Source organism: Acetoanaerobium noterae, from assembly GCF_900168025.1.
GTDB lineage: Bacteria > Bacillota > Clostridia > Peptostreptococcales > Filifactoraceae > Acetoanaerobium > Acetoanaerobium noterae.
Window position 1 is genome coordinate 356,280 of sequence record NZ_FUYN01000003.1, and the last position, 16,081, is coordinate 372,360.

Annotated in this window: 20 protein-coding genes; all 20 read right to left on the reverse strand. The window is 30.2% G+C overall.

Annotation, left to right across the window (positions count from 1 at the left end; genetic code table 11):
- Positions 1-213 precede the first annotated feature (213 nt).
- Positions 214-834, reverse strand: a complete 621-nt coding sequence (locus tag B5X47_RS07845) for a hypothetical protein (protein ID WP_079589602.1) — start codon at positions 832-834, stop codon at positions 214-216.
- A gap of 44 nt (positions 835-878) precedes the next feature.
- A complete protein-coding gene (locus tag B5X47_RS07850) occupies positions 879-1,523 on the reverse strand; it encodes a hypothetical protein (RefSeq protein WP_079589603.1) in 645 nt (214 codons plus the stop codon).
- A 500-nt stretch (positions 1,524-2,023) separates the two neighbouring features.
- A complete protein-coding gene (locus B5X47_RS13790) occupies positions 2,024-2,194 on the reverse strand; it encodes a hypothetical protein (RefSeq protein WP_159446434.1) in 171 nt (56 codons plus the stop codon).
- 216 nt (positions 2,195-2,410) lie between these two features.
- Positions 2,411-2,686, reverse strand: coding sequence for a hypothetical protein (locus B5X47_RS07855; RefSeq protein WP_079589604.1), 276 nt, complete (start codon positions 2,684-2,686; stop codon positions 2,411-2,413).
- 173 nt (positions 2,687-2,859) lie between these two features.
- A complete protein-coding gene (locus B5X47_RS07860) occupies positions 2,860-3,138 on the reverse strand; it encodes a hypothetical protein (RefSeq protein ID WP_079589605.1) in 279 nt (92 codons plus the stop codon).
- Positions 3,139-3,152: 14 nt separating this feature from the next.
- Positions 3,153-3,491 (reverse strand): hypothetical protein, encoded by a 339-nt coding sequence (locus B5X47_RS14095; protein WP_408605644.1) that lies wholly within the window; start codon positions 3,489-3,491, stop codon positions 3,153-3,155.
- A gap of 258 nt (positions 3,492-3,749) precedes the next feature.
- Complete coding sequence (locus B5X47_RS07865) at positions 3,750-4,028, reverse strand: hypothetical protein (protein WP_079589606.1); 279 nt, start codon at positions 4,026-4,028, stop codon at positions 3,750-3,752.
- Between the two features lie 111 nt (positions 4,029-4,139).
- Positions 4,140-4,415: a hypothetical protein gene (locus B5X47_RS07870; protein WP_079589607.1), complete on the reverse strand. Its 276-nt coding sequence runs from the start codon at positions 4,413-4,415 to the stop codon at positions 4,140-4,142.
- 13 nt (positions 4,416-4,428) lie between these two features.
- Positions 4,429-4,788 carry a hypothetical protein gene (locus B5X47_RS07875; protein ID WP_079589608.1) on the reverse strand — a complete coding sequence of 120 codons (360 nt, stop codon included), beginning with the start codon at positions 4,786-4,788 and terminating at the stop codon, positions 4,429-4,431.
- A 389-nt stretch (positions 4,789-5,177) separates the two neighbouring features.
- The gene (locus B5X47_RS13960) at positions 5,178-5,714 is read right to left on the reverse strand and encodes a (Fe-S)-binding protein (RefSeq protein ID WP_079589609.1); all 537 of its coding nucleotides are present in this window, start codon (positions 5,712-5,714) and stop codon (positions 5,178-5,180) included.
- Between the two features lie 24 nt (positions 5,715-5,738).
- The gene (locus tag B5X47_RS07885; protein ID WP_079589610.1) at positions 5,739-6,887 is read right to left on the reverse strand and encodes an aminotransferase class V-fold PLP-dependent enzyme; all 1,149 of its coding nucleotides are present in this window, start codon (positions 6,885-6,887) and stop codon (positions 5,739-5,741) included.
- Positions 6,888-7,043: 156 nt separating this feature from the next.
- Positions 7,044-7,697 carry a phosphate signaling complex protein PhoU gene (gene phoU, locus B5X47_RS07890; protein ID WP_159446435.1) on the reverse strand — a complete coding sequence of 218 codons (654 nt, stop codon included), beginning with the start codon at positions 7,695-7,697 and terminating at the stop codon, positions 7,044-7,046.
- A 9-nt stretch (positions 7,698-7,706) separates the two neighbouring features.
- A complete protein-coding gene (gene pstB, locus B5X47_RS07895) occupies positions 7,707-8,486 on the reverse strand; it encodes a phosphate ABC transporter ATP-binding protein PstB (RefSeq protein ID WP_079589612.1) in 780 nt (259 codons plus the stop codon).
- A gap of 16 nt (positions 8,487-8,502) precedes the next feature.
- A complete protein-coding gene (gene pstA, locus B5X47_RS07900; protein ID WP_200805100.1) occupies positions 8,503-9,453 on the reverse strand; it encodes a phosphate ABC transporter permease PstA in 951 nt (316 codons plus the stop codon).
- A 1-nt stretch (position 9,454) separates the two neighbouring features.
- Positions 9,455-10,405 carry a phosphate ABC transporter permease subunit PstC gene (gene pstC, locus B5X47_RS07905; protein WP_242951025.1) on the reverse strand — a complete coding sequence of 317 codons (951 nt, stop codon included), beginning with the start codon at positions 10,403-10,405 and terminating at the stop codon, positions 9,455-9,457.
- A gap of 85 nt (positions 10,406-10,490) precedes the next feature.
- On the reverse strand, positions 10,491-11,489 hold the full coding sequence (locus B5X47_RS07910) for a PstS family phosphate ABC transporter substrate-binding protein (RefSeq protein WP_079589614.1): 999 nt from the start codon (positions 11,487-11,489) through the stop codon (positions 10,491-10,493).
- Positions 11,490-11,648: 159 nt separating this feature from the next.
- Positions 11,649-13,868 (reverse strand): methyl-accepting chemotaxis protein, encoded by a 2,220-nt coding sequence (locus B5X47_RS07915; protein ID WP_079589615.1) that lies wholly within the window; start codon positions 13,866-13,868, stop codon positions 11,649-11,651.
- A 193-nt stretch (positions 13,869-14,061) separates the two neighbouring features.
- Positions 14,062-14,472 (reverse strand): Fur family transcriptional regulator, encoded by a 411-nt coding sequence (locus B5X47_RS07920; RefSeq protein WP_079589616.1) that lies wholly within the window; start codon positions 14,470-14,472, stop codon positions 14,062-14,064.
- Positions 14,473-14,476: 4 nt separating this feature from the next.
- Positions 14,477-15,268 (reverse strand): metal ABC transporter permease, encoded by a 792-nt coding sequence (locus tag B5X47_RS07925; RefSeq protein ID WP_079589617.1) that lies wholly within the window; start codon positions 15,266-15,268, stop codon positions 14,477-14,479.
- A gap of 8 nt (positions 15,269-15,276) precedes the next feature.
- Entirely contained in the window at positions 15,277-16,008 is a 732-nt protein-coding gene (locus tag B5X47_RS07930) for a metal ABC transporter ATP-binding protein (RefSeq protein WP_159446436.1), read from the reverse strand.
- Positions 16,009-16,081 lie beyond the last annotated feature (73 nt).

The window sequence follows — 16,081 nt, forward strand, 5'->3', positions numbered from 1 at the left end:
AGTTTTATATACATCACTATACAATAAGACACATATAAATTTTTAACCATAAATGAAACTTATTAGAAAATATATTACCATAGTTTATGAAAAATTTAAACAAAATTTGTTCTAAATTTGTCCAAACAAAAATTAGAGAATAACTTTTTAATAGTTACTCTCTAATTTTTCAAACACTCAAAAATAAATCTCTTTGATTATTTTTATAATTAATTATTTGAATTTGATATTGCCTTTTTTAATAGTGCAGAAATTGTAAAATAGCGATATATCTTGTAATCCTAATTTTTTTCTATATTTAGAATATCCCATAATAACATTTCTTCTAATTGCTTTCTGTATTTTATCTTTTTCTTCTTCATAATTAAACTTTGGCATATATTTTATTTCATCTAAAAACATATATGCTTTTAATAATACAACCAAATCCTTAGGCGCATATGCTAAATTTGAATTCTTAATTACTTCTTTAATTTTATTATCCAAATCATATATTAAAGTCTCTAAATCTTCATCTTTTTTTGTTTTTTCAGTCTTACCTAATTGTATAAAAGGAGCTTTATCTACTTCAAACTGATCTTTTTCAGCATTAATTAAATGTTTTCTCATATATTCCATTATCACTAACTCCTCAAATAAAGGTCCATATACATTTTCAAGAATATTTAGATAAAAATTGCGATTTTTTTCTTGGATGTATTTGTATACTCCCCATAGACCTCCTGTTATTAATGTAATCGAAGGTAATAAATCTATCATTTTGTTAATTATGATATTACTAGGTTCTGAAATTATTACCATTGGTATTGTCATATTAATTGAGTATAAGGTCATTATCTATTCTCCTCTAGTATTTTTTAGCTCTATATACTATTTATTTACTTAACAATATATATATTATTATCGATATTATATATCCCATCATTATTAATAACCATTAGCAGAACTCGTCTAGCATTTGTATTTATTTTAGCCATAGAATCTATAATTATGTTTATAAAATCTTTTGCACTATTATCAAATACTTCAAAATAGTCAAATGTCCTTAAAGTTATAATTAAAGTTGTGTTTAAATAATTTTTCATACATTTTTTTTTATAATTGTTCATAAAATCATAAAAGTAAGAACATATATTATAATCTAAATCAATAGATTTATTTATTAGTCCAATTTTATTTTCTATAATTTTTTTAGCATTCATATTTTCAAATTTACCGTATACAAAATAGCTAATTTCCAATTTTTCAATTCTATCATCATGATATATCAATGCATCATAATTTTGGTTTCCTATTATAATCTTCATCTTGCTATTTTGCGGGCAATATCTTGATATGCTGTACAAATAAAGAATATAAAACTCTTCTAAAAATTCTTTAAACAAGCCTTTTTTTAATATAGCTAATTCTGTAAGTTCAGGATCTGAATTTATCTCTTTGATTTTTAATTTAAAATATTCTTCCATCTGCTGTTTATTTCTATATATACCAATATCGTGAAAATAATTGTCGGCAATAATCATAATATATCCCCTTAATTCAAAATATGAATAACTGTTATACAATTTACATTTAAAGTATATCACTTCTATAAATTTAAAAAATAATTTTAATATAAAAGTGTTATAAATATTTCTATCTTAAAATAAAAAAAGCCCTACCAATAAAGATAGCGCATAATCTTAAATCTCTATATTGTTTTCTTCTCTTTTTCCATTAACATAAGCTTGATAACCCTCTCTATGCTATATAAAAAGCATAATTTGGTTCAAATATATCATACTAAAATGTAATAACATTTTTTATATCGTTAATTTTCACTTCAAGGCACACATGTTTTCTATCTTCTATATTATTCTATTCATTTAATACCTTAGGTAAAAGTTTTGGATAAATAAGTATAGAATAAACTCTTCTACTTAACATTATGAATAAATTTAATAAAATTCTCTAAGACGAATATTCTTTTAAAGGCTTATTTAGAATTTTGTTATATATCAAGTTGTTTTGCCAATATAATCTGTTAGTCTTTATGATTGTTAACTTCTAAGTTATCAATCTTTTCTTTTTTTTCTATATCTATATTTTTAAAGCTCATTCTACACAAAAAAATTGCAAGAGATAAAATAGATATTATTAGTATCCCTCTTATATGAGTATTTACTGGCAAAATATTTATAATTGTAGAAAACACAATAATACTAACTACTCCATCACCTCTTATTTATCAATTTTAATTAATTTAAAAGAATAGTATATTGTCATTATTGATAATATACCTATTATCACAATAGAAATCATTTTTTTCTCCTGAGTTCATCTTAATAACAACCATAAGAAATATTTTCATATACCGTTAGATTTTTGATGAAATTATTATTAATTAGATTATAAGCATTAATATATTTGCTTACTCTTTTAAGTTGTTTTCTTCTAAGATACAAAGTTTTTCTTTCTTTTCTATATCTTTATAGCTCTTCCTATATAAGACAGCTGAAAGAGAAAACATAAATAAAAGTATCATATCTTTTAATTCCGTTTCAATAGGTAATAGATTATTAACTGCAGGAGTTAGGATAATTATGGTAGCAAGATTATCGCTTTTTGTTTTATCAACTTTTCTTAGCTTAAAAAAGTAATATATCGAAACTATAAATAAAATAGCCATTAATATGACTGTAATCATAACCTATCTCCTTTTACTCAGTATCTATAGAACTAACTATAACAGGTATTTTCATGAATTCTTTATCATCTAATTCTATACTTATATAGTAACATTGCTTATATTTAGGAACTATCAATTCATAACTGATTAATATCAGCTACCTGCCAATTTATTATTGTTGATGTATTTTTTTACTGCTCTAATGTATTTTCTTCTATTTTGGTACAATTTTCTTTATTTTTTCCTTCTATTTTCTTAATGTTTATTTTACACAATAGAATCACAATACCACAGGCAAAAACAAATATATATCCACCTGTTTTATAATGAATCGGTAGAATTTTTAAAACTGTAGAAAACAAAAAAATACTTCCGATTAATTCACTTCTTTCTTTATCAAGTTTTCTTAATTTTATGCAATAATACAATGAAATACTTGGTATAACAATAATTAAAATAGGAAAAATCATATATAATCTCCTCTTTACTGAGTATCTAGAGAATTAACTATAACAGGTTTTTTCATAAATTCTTTATCATCTAATTCTATATTTATATAATATACACCACTTTTTTCAAACTCGACCGTAAAAGTAGTGATGGATGTAAAAAAATAATTTTGAGCTTCAAGCTGTTTCTCGCTTGATGATATAGCTTCTCCTGATGGATCAATAAGCGTAATTTTTTCTTTATATACTCCCTCTTGCAGAATCCAAGAAACAACAAAGTCAAACTCTGCTATTTCATTATTATAAAATTGACTACTTACATTAATGAAGTTCAGATTACCATTTGATAGCTCTTGGACTTTTTTGCATATTATAGCTGATTGTAATAATAAAGCCCTTAAGTATTGTAATTTTCAATACTCAGGGCTTTTATTTGCTATTCCCACTCTTCACTATCTTTATATCTTTTCTTTACAAAGTATTGCAATATCAGTATCTTTTTTACAGATAGTTCTAGTGTATATCTTTAATTTCGTATAGTTTTTAGATTTTTTTACCCGTTCCAGTACCAGTTCCAACTAAAACTTATGTTGTTATTATTCTTATTAGATTATGAACATCAATATATTTGCTTACTCTTTTAAATTGTTTTCTTCTACGATACCAAGCTTTTCTTTCTTTTCTATCTCTATATTTTTAAAGCTCATTCTACACAAAAAAATTGCAAGAGATAAAATAGATATTATTAGTATCCCTCTTATATGAGTATTTACTGGCAAAATATTTACAATTGTAGAAAACGCAATAATACTAACTACTCCATCACCTCTTGATTTATCAATTTTAATTAATTTAAAAGAATAGTATATTGTCATTATTGATAATATACCTATTATCACAATAGAAATCATATTTTTTTCTCCTAAGTTCATCTTAATAACAACCATAAGAGGTATTTTAATATACCGTTAGATTTCTTATGAAATTATTATTAATTAGATTATAAGCATTAATATATTTGGTTACTCTTCTAAATTATTTTTTATTTTTTCTACAATATGAAGGTTTTTTCTCTCTATATTGTTAATGCAAATTTTATATAAAACTACTGCAATAAATAACATGAAGATTAATATTATATCTTTTACTTTCCTGTTTATAGAAAGATTATTAATAACAGGCGCAAAAATAATAATACTAGCTATAACATCACTTTTAGATTTATCAAGTTTTCTTAGTTTAAGAAAATAATACATCCCGCTAATTGATAAGACAAATAAAATAATCAGTGATAACATATATTTTCACCCTTTACTCAGTATCATGAGAACTAATTATAACAGGTATTTTCATAAATTCTTTTTCATCTAATCCTATACTTATATAGTATACACCACTTTTTTCAAACTCGACCGTAAAAGTAGTAATGGATGTAAAAAAATAATTTTGAGCTTCTAGCTGTTTCTCGCTTGATGGAATAGCTTCTCCTGATGGATCAATAAGCGTAATTTTTTCTTTATATACTCCCTCTTGAAGAATCCAAGAAACAACAAAGTCAAACTCTGCTATTTCTTTATTATAAAATTGACTACTTACATTAATGAAGTTCAGATTACCATTTGATAGCTCTTGGACTTCTTTGCATATTATAGCTGATTGTAATATTGTCATATATTATCTATCACAATACAAAAGCCCTAAATATTGTAATTTCAATACTCAAGACTTTTGTTTATTATTCTCACTATTATTTCGTATGGTTTTTAGATTTTTTTACCCGTTCCAGTACCAGTTCCAATTAAAACTTATGTTGATATTATTCTTATTAGTTTATAAGCATTAATATATTTGGTTACTCTTTTAAGTTGTTTTCTTCCACGATGCCAAGTTTTCTTTCTTTTCTATATCTTTAAATCCCTTCCTTAATAAGACAGCTGAAAGAGCACACATAAATAAAAGTATCCTATCTTTTAATTCTGTTTCTATAGGTAATAGATTGTTATAGAATGTTACTATAAATATAGTCAAGAGAAACTTGTTAAATTCCATCTATAATAATTTTAGTCCCAGCCAAATGTCTGAGCCATATCTAGTAGCTTTTCCTTTTGCTCTTCATAGCCCTCAATAAAAATTGTCTTACAGTGATTAATTTTATATTCTCCTGCTATCATTTTTGCGGCAAAGGAAAGACAAGTAGCACAGCCACAGCTTTTGCAATTTGTTTTTGGAAGATACTTATAAACTTCTATAGTTGATGGGTTTGCTCTTCTTTCGTACAAAGGCGTAATATTTGACTTGCTATCATAAGTAGAGTTCACTAGCTCCATAACCATATCCATTATTTCATATGCATCAAACTCATTTATAGCTTTTGATACAGATAATTTTGTGGGATGAAGAGTAATTAATCTAAATTCTTTTTTAAAGGTCAGGCTATTTGAGCTAACATTGTAAATAGCCGATTTCATCTGGGTATTTAAATATGGAAAAATTTCTGAAATGTCCTTATCAAAAATTGCATGAAACTTAACTCTATTAAAATCAGCCGTGCATGGCTCAATAAAATCAAGCATAATACTTTCTAATAGTTTCCCCATGATTTTCTCCTATCTTACTAAATACTAAGCTTCATTTGAAATTTCTACAAGAGCCTCATAAAGCTTATCAATATCCTCTTTAGTATTAAAATAACCTATCCCAATTCTTGCTGTTCCTGTTTTTATAGTCCCTATTAATTCATGAGCTAGAGGAGCACAGTGAAGTCCTGCCCTTATCATGATATCGTAGTTTTTATCGAGTTTATATGCTATATCTTCACAGCGCATTCCTTCAATATTAAAGGATATAACCATAGCCGAGCCCTTTGATTCATCTGGTCCGTAAAGCTTTACTTTCTCGATTTTTTTTAGCTGCTCATAGGCATAGGCTCTTAGCTCTTTTTCTTTATTATGTATGGTCTTGATTCCTTCATTTTCTATGTATTCAAGAGCTGATTTTAGTCCTGCTATTCCACTTATATTCAAGGTTCCTACTTCAAGCTTATTTGGATAGTAATCTACTTGATAAGGATAAGCAGAGTCTCCCCCAGTTCCACCTTGCTTTATAGGATTAAAATCTACGCTTTCTCTGATTGCAAGTCCACCAGTTCCCATTGGCCCCATAAGTGACTTGTGCCCAGTAAATGCAATTATATCTATATTGTCTCTTTGCATATCTATATCAAAAGCTCCTGCTGTCTGAGCCGTATCCACTAAAAATAGTACATTGTGTCTTTTCGCTATCTCACCTATTTGCGCTATAGGCTGGATACTCCCCAGAACATTTGAAGCATGGGTGAAGATTATAAGCTTTGTATTTTTATTAATCAAAGCTTCTACATCTTCAGCTTTTGTAGTTCCGTCTTTGTCACAGGAAGCATTCGAAATAGTTATGCCTTTATCTCTTTCCATGGTCTTGAGACATCTCCAAACAGCGTTATGCTCCAAGGAGCTTGTTATGACATGGTCATTTTCTTCAAGTATTCCATAAAGAGCCATATTTATGGCTTCAGTCACATTTAAAGTAAAAATGACCTTCTTAGGGTCATTTTGATTGAATAGTTTAGAGATAAGCTTTCTAGTATCGTAAACTATCTTATCAGCGACCATTGCTTTTCTATATCCGCCTCTGCCTGATGAAACTCCTACATCCACCATGAAATCAAATACTGCTTTAGCAACTTGATTCGGCTTTGGATATGATGTGGCTCCATTATCAAGATAGATTCCCATACTATTCTCCCCTAACTGCATATTATTTAGTTTTATTATATCACAGTTGGATATGCTTGTATTAATATACTTCATTTTAGAATAAAAATTAAAATTATATATTTATTTTGTACTCTCTATATATTTCTACAGATTATTTTAACTAAAACAACATTACTAATTTAGTTCTAGTCGCTCTCCTCTAGTAATATATACTATTTTTTCACATACATTAGTAAGATGATCAGCTATTCTCTCTAGATATCTGCCTATGAAAAGAAGTTTCGTACCTTGGCTTATATTTTCTCTATTTTCGTGAATCTTTAGTAGAACCTCATTATATATATCCTTATAGATTTCATCTATCATCTCATCATCTCTGCTCACTTCTATTGCAAGGTCAGCATCTAGCTCCTTAAAGCTAATTTTTGTAGCATCTATCATATTTAGTATGATATCTCTCATTTTAGGTATGTCCTTTAGTTCTTTCATAAGAGGCTCTTTACCTATAAGAATTACCTCTCTAGCAATATTTACACAGTAATCACCCATACGCTCTAAATCAGTGACCATTTTAATAAGAGAAAATAAAGTTCTTAAGTCTTTTGCCTTTGGTTGCTGCAAAGCAATCAGCTCAATACATTTTTCTTCAATTTGGTTCATTTTCTCATCTATTCTGTCGTCAAACTTGAATATTTCTCTTGCTCCATGAACATCTTGCTCTTCTAAAGTCCTTATAACCTCTGTTAGTATATCTCTTACCATATCCATCATCACTAAAACCTGAGAAGAAAGATATTTTAAATCATTGTCAAACCCTTCTCTTATCATCATATCCTCCTAACCGAATCTTCCAGTTACATAATCTTCTGTTCTTTTATCTCTTGGCGAAGTAAATATTATATTTGTATCATCGTACTCTATCATTTCTCCCATTAAGAAAAATGCCGTCTTATCTGATATTCTCGCCGCTTGCTGCATCGAGTGAGTAACTATTACTATAGAATATTGATTTTTCAACGTTTCAATCAAGTCCTCTATTTTAGATGTTGCTATAGGGTCAAGAGCTGACGTAGGTTCATCCATCAAAATTACATCGGGCTGAACAGCTAGGCATCTAGCTATGCATAGTCTTTGCTGTTGTCCTCCGGATAATCCATAGGCGTTGTCATCTAATCTATCCTTTACTTCATCCCATAGTGCCGCTGCCTTTAAACTAGTTTCAAGAATTTCAGATAGTATTTTCTTATCCTTTATTCCATGAATTTTAGGTCCATAAAGCACATTTTCGTATATGCTCTTTGGAAAAGGATTTGGTTTTTGAAATACCATTCCTACTCTAGTTCTAAGTTCTTCTAGCCTCACACTTTTATCAAATATATCAGTTCCGTGGTAGTTTATTTCTCCTGTAGTTCTTACAACTGGTATATTTTCTATCATTCTGTTTAGTGTTTTTATAAAAGTTGATTTTCCACAACCTGAAGGTCCTATGATTGCTGTAACTCTATTTTTTAGAATCTGCATGTTGATATTTCTAAGAGCCTGGTCTTTTCCATACCATAAATTTAAATCCTTTACGTCATAAACGACTTCACTGCTTAACTTTACATTTTCTGTCAAGCTTCATTCCTCCTAATTAAAATTTTCTTTGAAATTTATTTCTAATTAAAATAGCTGTAAAATTCATTATAAATAACACTAGGAGCAAAACTACTATAGTTGCAGCTGCTAGGTTAGCATATTCTTTTGTAAGCACTGTATCTAAAGTCCAGTAATAAATCTGGATTGGCATAGCGGTAAAATCATCCATAATGCTAGTCGGAAGCTTCATAATAAGTGTAGGAACACCTAGCACGACAAGAGGCGCGGTTTCTCCTATAGCTCTTGATACAGATAAAATAACGCCTGTAAGTATTCCTGGAACAGCTACAGGAAGCACTACCTTCCAAGTTGTAGTCCATTTTGAAGCTCCCATTGCATATGAAGCTTCTCTTAGATATCCTGGCACAGCTCTTAAAGCCTCTTGACTAGCCACAACTACAACTGGAAGCACTAATAATGACATAGTAAGCCCTCCAGCTAAAATACTTGAACCCAAAGAAAATATTCTCCCGAAAACAGCAAGTCCAAGTAAACCAAATATTACAGATGGCACGCTGGCAAGGTTTGATATATTGACCTTTATAAAGGATTGGATTTTCCCTTTATTTGCATATTCCTCAAGATAAATAGCTGTAGATACTCCAAGTATGCATACAACTGGTATTACGATGCTCATTAGATATAAGGTTCCAAGTATAGCTCCTTTTATTCCAGCTTTTTCAGGAAAAATCGAAAGATTGCTAGTTAAAAAATCCATATCCAGCCAGCCTATGCTTTGCACTGATATTCTATATATTAGAATCCCAAGCACAACTAGTGAAACTAGAGTTGAAAGAGAAAAAATAAATTTAGAAACCTTATCAAGGGCTATTCTGTGTTTCATTTTTTTCATGTTTATTTCAAATCCCTTATTATCAGGATTAGTTTTCAGAGTTAAATTATTTTTAAGAGGAGCAGTATTTTTAATTTGTACATCTAAGTTCATATTAATATTCCTCCCTGTATTTTTTAGAAATATACTGTGCTAGCAGATTCATGATTAATGTAAATAAGAATAACAATAATCCAACAGCATACAAGCTGTAGTAACCAACTGTTCCGCTTCCTGCATCTCCACTTGTAAACTCAACTATATAAGCTGTCATGGTCTGCATAGATCTAGTGATATCAAAGGTAAATGCCTTACTGCTTCCACTTGCTATAGCCACTATCATAGTTTCTCCTATTGCTCTTGATATTCCTAGAACAAATGATGCCATTATTCCTGATATAGCAGCAGGTATTACTACCTTAAAAGCAACCTCTAATCTAGTAGAACCAAGTCCAAGTGCTCCTTCTTTCATAGACTCAGGAACCGCGTTCATAGCATCTTCAGATAGAGATGCGACAAGAGGTATAATCATTATTCCCATTACAATTCCAGGACTTATAACATTTTTAGCTTCTAGTGAAGGTATTATTTTCATAAGCAAAGGTGTTACAAAAGAATAAGCAAAGAATCCATAAACTATAGTTGGAATTCCAGCTAAAACCTCCATCATAGGCTTTAATATTTTTCTTTTGCTTTCACTTGCAAACTGACTTAAATAAATTGCTGATGATAAACCAAAGGGTATAGCAACTAGCATAGCAATAAGCGTAGTAAATATAGTTCCATTTATAAGAGGAAGGATTCCAAATGATGGATTTGCTCCTAGAGGTGACAGGTTTGTACTAAACACCTCGGCAAGTGGCACACTACTGAAAAATTTTGCTGCATCTATAACTAGAGTAAGTATTATTCCTACAGTAGTTAATATTGAAATAGATGCTGTTACAAATAAAAACTTAGGCATTATTTTATCTGAAGTATTTTTATTCTTACTGATATTTAATTGAATCATTTCTCTTACATTGGGCATACTACCCATAACAACCATGCTCCTTTCGTAAACCATCTAGCTATTTATCATTAGTATTTAAAACCAGACTAAGATGAGAGAAAAGTATCCCTCATCTTTATCCAGTAATTTATATAAAATTTTATTGACTTAATTTTTCTAGCTGAGCTTGATACTCTGCGTATACTGAATCAGGAAGAGGTGCAAATCCATTGTCCCCTGCTAGTTTAGCTGCTCCATCCTTTGATACTACAAACTTTGCATAATCAAGAACTTGAGGTCTTTCTTTTGCATAATCTGCGTTTAGGTATGTGAACACTGGTCTAGTAAAGCCAGCATATGGAAGATCTTCACCTATAGTTTCAAGAGTTGGCTCAACTGGTCCGTTTCCAAAATCAACATGAACAGCTTGAAGCTTGTCTTGGTTGCTAGCATAATATCCATATCCAAAGAATGCTATAGCATTTTTATCGTTTGAAACTAAGTCTACTAGTGTTGAATACTCTTGTTGTAGATTTGCAGTTTTAACCATATCTTGCTCATCTAAAATCTTTTCAAAGAAAAATTCAAAGGTTCCGTGATTTTCATTAGGTCCATAGAATTTGATTTCTTCTGCTGGCCAATCTGCTCTTATATCTGACCACTTTACAACATCCTCAGCATTGTAGCTTCCAGAAAGATACATCTTAACAATCTCATCCTTGGTCATTTCTTTAGCCCAAGTATTTTCTTTGTTTATTACCATTGTAAGTCCATCAAGAGCTAACTTAAACTCTAGAACATTTTCTCCTAATTTCATTCCTTTTTCTTCTAGTTGAGCTTTTTCTTCATCCTTGATTGCTCTAGATGCATCTGCAAAATCTAATTCACCTGGAATGAATTTCTTAAAGCCTGCACTTGAACCTGCTCTACCAACTTGTACACTTACTCCTGGCTGAACATTTGTCATGTAATTTTCTGCTATGTTTGCCATAAGAGGATACACTGTTCCTGAGCCATCAACTATTACCTGTCCTGATAGTTCTGAAGCTTCACTTGTTACTTCTTCTTGAGTTCCTTCTGACTCAGAGCTATTGCCTGCACATCCAACTGTCCCCACCATCAAAGCCACTGCTAGTAATGCTGCCATCCATTTTTTCATGTTTAAGTAACCTCCTAATATTTTATCTTTTTATTTAGTATGTTTTTTACATACTTTGTTAACTTGTCTTTACAACTGAATTATAGCACCTCAAATTTTGTCTTTCGTTTAGATAAGGTAAACTTTTGGTAAAGATTATGTTAAATCCTAATCTGATTTTTATAGCTCAAAAACCTCAACAGCTTGATTTAGCTCATTAGAAAGTGAATTTAATATATTAGAGGTCTCAACTATCTTTGTTATTGCCTGAGCATGATTTTTAACAGAGCCAGAAACTTTCTGGGTAGAAGCTGAGTTTTCCTGACTGATACATGAAAGAAGCTCTATATTAGTTTCAACAGCCTTCTTCGCTTCCTTTATAAGCTCAGTACCAGATTTCAGCTGATTGGCTTGACTATTTACCTTAGAAATTGAATCTATAATTTGATAATATGTGGACTTAGTATCTATAACTCTTGTTTTCTGCTTTTCAAATATTTCAACAAGTGTATCGATCGTTTTCGCAGCTTGAGAATTCTTATCCTTAACTTCATTTACAATAGCATTTATAGTATTTACAGAATCCTTAGACTGCTCAGATAGCATTCTTATTTCCTCTGCTACTACTGCAAAGCCTCTTCCAGCTTCTCCAGCTCTAGCCGCTTCAATTGATGCATTTATTGCTAGTAGGTTCGTTTTACTTGCTATATCAATAATCATTTGACTTGCTTTTCCAATTTTTACTGAGCTTTCTGTTGCTTCATTTATTTTGTGATAAACATTTTTATTTGCTTCTTTAGAAGCTTCATTTATTTGCTCTAGTTCGTCAATTACCTTAAGTCCACTATTCGTAACATTAACCACTTGACTAGTTTCTAAATACATTTGCTTTATATGACTTTCCTGAGTTTCTAATATTTCACTTAATACTTCAGTTTCAGTTAAGCATTCTATAGAGTTTTCAGCTTGCTTTTCAGAGCCCACAGCTATGTTTTCTATAGCTTTATCCACTTCATTTGCCATAAGCTCACAAGTTAGGGAGTTTTGATCTAAGGTACTGGAAATTTCTGCTATTGACTTTGAAGAAGTATTCACCTGATTTATTATTTGCTTAAAATTATTGACTATTTTTCCCATAGCTATATGTAATTCTCCTACCTCATCTTTTCGAAGTTTCTCTTGCTTTAATTCATCATGCTCGAGTTTAAATTCTGCTATTTCATCACTCCATTTGGTTATCTGCTTAATCGGCTGACTTATAGTTCGGGATAAAAAAGTTGCTATTATAAAGCAGATTAAAATTATGATTAAAGCTACTAAAATCAAATTGTTTCTTAGTTCATACAGCTTATAAAAGCCTTCATTTTCTTCAATTTCAGTTATAATTCCGCTATAGGAATCCCCTATATTTACTGTCGATACAGTTCCAATAACCTTGTTCCCTTGAAAATTTTTATAGGCTTTTGTTTCAGAATAATCATATTCTCCCCTATTTAAAGTTTTTATCAAGCTATCTACTGCTTTAGATTTCACTTCATAATTTAGAGCTTTAATTTCCTCTGATTTATTCTTAAGTGTGTCCGTTAAAAGCATTCCCTTGTCATCTACAATATATATTTGCGCTGTCTTTCCTATCTTTTCTATCTCAGATTGAACAATTCTATTTATTTCTTCTTGATTAAGCACTATATTAAGTACTCCTATAGGGCTAGCTTCATCTTGATATCCAAATATAGGTGTAGATAAAACCATAATGTTGTCATCTATAAAGCTGTTTCTAAACACACTTGACCAGTTTTGCTTTCCATCAAGAGCTTTTTGAACATAGCTTCCTTCTACAGCAAGAGGAGAAATGTCTAGCTTGTCATAATTAATTGAAAATACTACTTCCTTGTATTTGTTAGTTATGAAAACATCCGTATAGTTATACTCATCAATTGCTAATTTTAAAATATTTTCAAAATCCTTATTTATCGCATCAATTTTAGTTTTATCTGCCTCAAACGAATTAATTACTTGTAGCCCTTCTCTAATTGGCTTAGACTGAGCAACCAGCTTTGCATCCGACTGTCTATTATCAAAATAGTCATTTATTCGATTTTTTGTCATAGAAGTATACAGCTCATTTTCCTTGTATATCTCTTCTTTCATTGTGCTACTTGTATTTACAAGTACAATACTGCTCAAAAGCATAAGAGGAATTAAACTTGTTACTAAGACAAGAACTAAAAGCTTGTTTTGAATGCTAAAATTATCTATTATTCTCATGTCTAGATTCGTTTTAAACCTATCTTTCAAAAAACCTCTACTCTGCCCATTCAAAGTGAACCTTGTATTAAGCATTTTAAAATTTCTAAATTTACCTTTTAACTTCTTAAAGTCATTAAATTTAATATCCATTTCTTCCTCCTAATGCTGTATCAGATATTTTAAATTACAGACTAATTTTACTAAGTAGTAAGTTTGGATATGTTAAATACACTTTAGGTTCTTGTTAATTTTAGGTATAAAAAAAGAGCTTTACTTTAAAAGTAAAACTCTTCATATAATAATAATTTAAAATTTAAGTATTAAAAAATTACTTATTATTTCCTTATTGCTCTTTCCTACATTTAGGACATATTCCAAAAAGCTCAAACACATGCGAGTGTATATCGTATCCTTCTATTTGGCTATTTATATGAGAAAACGGACAAAAATCCAGCTCTTTTTTGCTTCCGCATTTTTCACATACTACGTAGTGAGTATGTTCATGCGATTCAATAAGCTTAAACCATCTTTTGTCGTTCTTGTATACTATATCTAAAATTCCTGCATCATATAACGATTCTAAATTTCTATACACTGTAGATAAATCGGCATTCTTATCTAGTTTTTCATGAACAGATGCTGCATCGAGATATCCCTTGGTCTCTAGAAAAATATCTACAACTTCAGATTTAATTCTCGTTAGCCTTTGTCCATTATTTCTTAGTTTTTCTATGATTTCTTCTTTATTAATCAAATCCTCATCTCCTACCCTTAAGCAATATACTAGCTATAAGTATTATTACACTTATTAATACTATAGTTCCCCCTGATGCCAAATCAAAATAGAATGAAAGTGTTATTCCTCCGATTACTGAAATAACTGCTATTATTATAGATGAAATTATAGTTTGCTTGAAGCTAAGCGAATATTGCATCGCAGCAGCTACAGGAATCACCATCATCGAGGATATAAGCAAAACTCCCACAATCCTCATTGATACAACAACGCAAAGTGCTATTAAAATTATAAATATCTTACCTAGCTTATCAGTTTTTATTCCCATAGCTTTAGCACTTTCTTCATCAAATGCCATGTGAAACAACTTATAATAATTTACTCCCCAAAAAGCAAATATTATAATTGATAAGGCAATCATAATATATATATCCTGATTGCTTATTCCTGTTATGCTTCCAAACAAATATGATAAAAAATTACCTCTTATATTTTTAGAAAATCCCATAAGAACCGATGCCAATGCAATGCCTGATGACATTATAATAGCGAGTGATATTTCTTCATATGAGGCGTAATTTTCTCTGAGGAAGAAAATAAAATATGCAGCAATTACGGTTATAACCACTGCTCCATAAATAGGCTCAATCCCAAATAATGCAGCTAACACTATTCCAGAAAGTGCAACATGGGATAAACTGTCTCCTATAAGCGACATTCTCCTTACCACTATAAAGGTTCCCATAAAAGGAGCGATAATCGAGACTAATAAACCGCCTATCAGTGCCCTTTGCATAAATGCGTATTCTAGCATAACTCCTCCTAATGTGTTACCAATCTCATTTTTTTGCCGTATATTTTTTTAAGTGATGTCTCTATATCCATGATGTCATTGCTTTCGTGGATGTGAAAGGTATCCTCACCTATGCAAGCAACTCTATTTGCATAAGATGTAATAGCTGATATATCATGACTAATCATACATATAGTCACGCCTTTTTGATTTAGCATATGCATAGCTTCATAAAAAAATCCTTCTGAGCCATAATCTATACCAACTGTAGGCTCATCTAGAAATATTATCTCAGGCTTTGAAGATATAGCTTTAGCTATAAATGCTTTCTGCTGTTGTCCTCCAGATAAATTTCCTATCCTTCTATCTGCTATATGACCTATACCCACCAATTCTATAGCATCGCTAGTCATCTTTTTAGACGATTTTGAATCATATCCTACTGATCTTAAGCTTGAGTAAATAAGCTCCTGCACAGTTGCAGGAAAGCTCACATTAAAAGCATTTGATTTTTGAGATATATAGGATATTTTATTTTTTTGTTCAGTGTCCTTTATATCCTCACCAAAAATTTTTATCTTTCCCTCTTTACTGCTAATTAATCCTAAACACAGCTTTAAAAGCGTAGTCTTTCCTGAGCCGTTAGGTCCTAGGATTCCAAAATAATCTCCTTTATATACATCGAAAGAAAGATCTGATAGAACTTTCTGGTCTTTATAACTAAAGCTAAGATTTTTAACTTCTAAAATCTTTTCTTTCATCATAGTCTCCTATTTTTTAATTTTTCTTGCAATTAAATTGCAACTAGTAATTATATTATACATTAAGATTATA

Coding starts and splice junctions, on each gene's coding strand:
- B5X47_RS07855 (WP_079589604.1), bottom strand. CDS start 2,686: ATGATTACAGTCATATTAATGGCTATTTTATTTATAGTTTCGATATAT.
- B5X47_RS07845 (WP_079589602.1), bottom strand. CDS start 834: ATGACCTTATACTCAATTAATATGACAATACCAATGGTAATAATTTCA.
- pstA (WP_200805100.1), bottom strand. CDS start 9,453: ATGAACTTAGATGTACAAATTAAAAATACTGCTCCTCTTAAAAATAAT.
- B5X47_RS13960 (WP_079589609.1), bottom strand. CDS start 5,714: ATGGGGAAACTATTAGAAAGTATTATGCTTGATTTTATTGAGCCATGC.
- B5X47_RS07850 (WP_079589603.1), bottom strand. CDS start 1,523: ATGATTATTGCCGACAATTATTTTCACGATATTGGTATATATAGAAAT.
- B5X47_RS07870 (WP_079589607.1), bottom strand. CDS start 4,415: ATGTTATCACTGATTATTTTATTTGTCTTATCAATTAGCGGGATGTAT.
- pstC (WP_242951025.1), bottom strand. CDS start 10,405: ATGGTTTACGAAAGGAGCATGGTTGTTATGGGTAGTATGCCCAATGTA.
- B5X47_RS07930 (WP_159446436.1), bottom strand. CDS start 16,008: ATGAAAGAAAAGATTTTAGAAGTTAAAAATCTTAGCTTTAGTTATAAA.
- B5X47_RS07915 (WP_079589615.1), bottom strand. CDS start 13,868: ATGGATATTAAATTTAATGACTTTAAGAAGTTAAAAGGTAAATTTAGA.
- B5X47_RS07925 (WP_079589617.1), bottom strand. CDS start 15,268: ATGCTAGAATACGCATTTATGCAAAGGGCACTGATAGGCGGTTTATTA.
- B5X47_RS07875 (WP_079589608.1), bottom strand. CDS start 4,788: ATGACAATATTACAATCAGCTATAATATGCAAAGAAGTCCAAGAGCTA.
- B5X47_RS07865 (WP_079589606.1), bottom strand. CDS start 4,028: ATGATTTCTATTGTGATAATAGGTATATTATCAATAATGACAATATAC.
- B5X47_RS07910 (WP_079589614.1), bottom strand. CDS start 11,489: ATGAAAAAATGGATGGCAGCATTACTAGCAGTGGCTTTGATGGTGGGG.
- phoU (WP_159446435.1), bottom strand. CDS start 7,697: ATGATAAGAGAAGGGTTTGACAATGATTTAAAATATCTTTCTTCTCAG.
- B5X47_RS07860 (WP_079589605.1), bottom strand. CDS start 3,138: ATGATTTTTCCTATTTTAATTATTGTTATACCAAGTATTTCATTGTAT.
- B5X47_RS07885 (WP_079589610.1), bottom strand. CDS start 6,887: ATGGGAATCTATCTTGATAATGGAGCCACATCATATCCAAAGCCGAAT.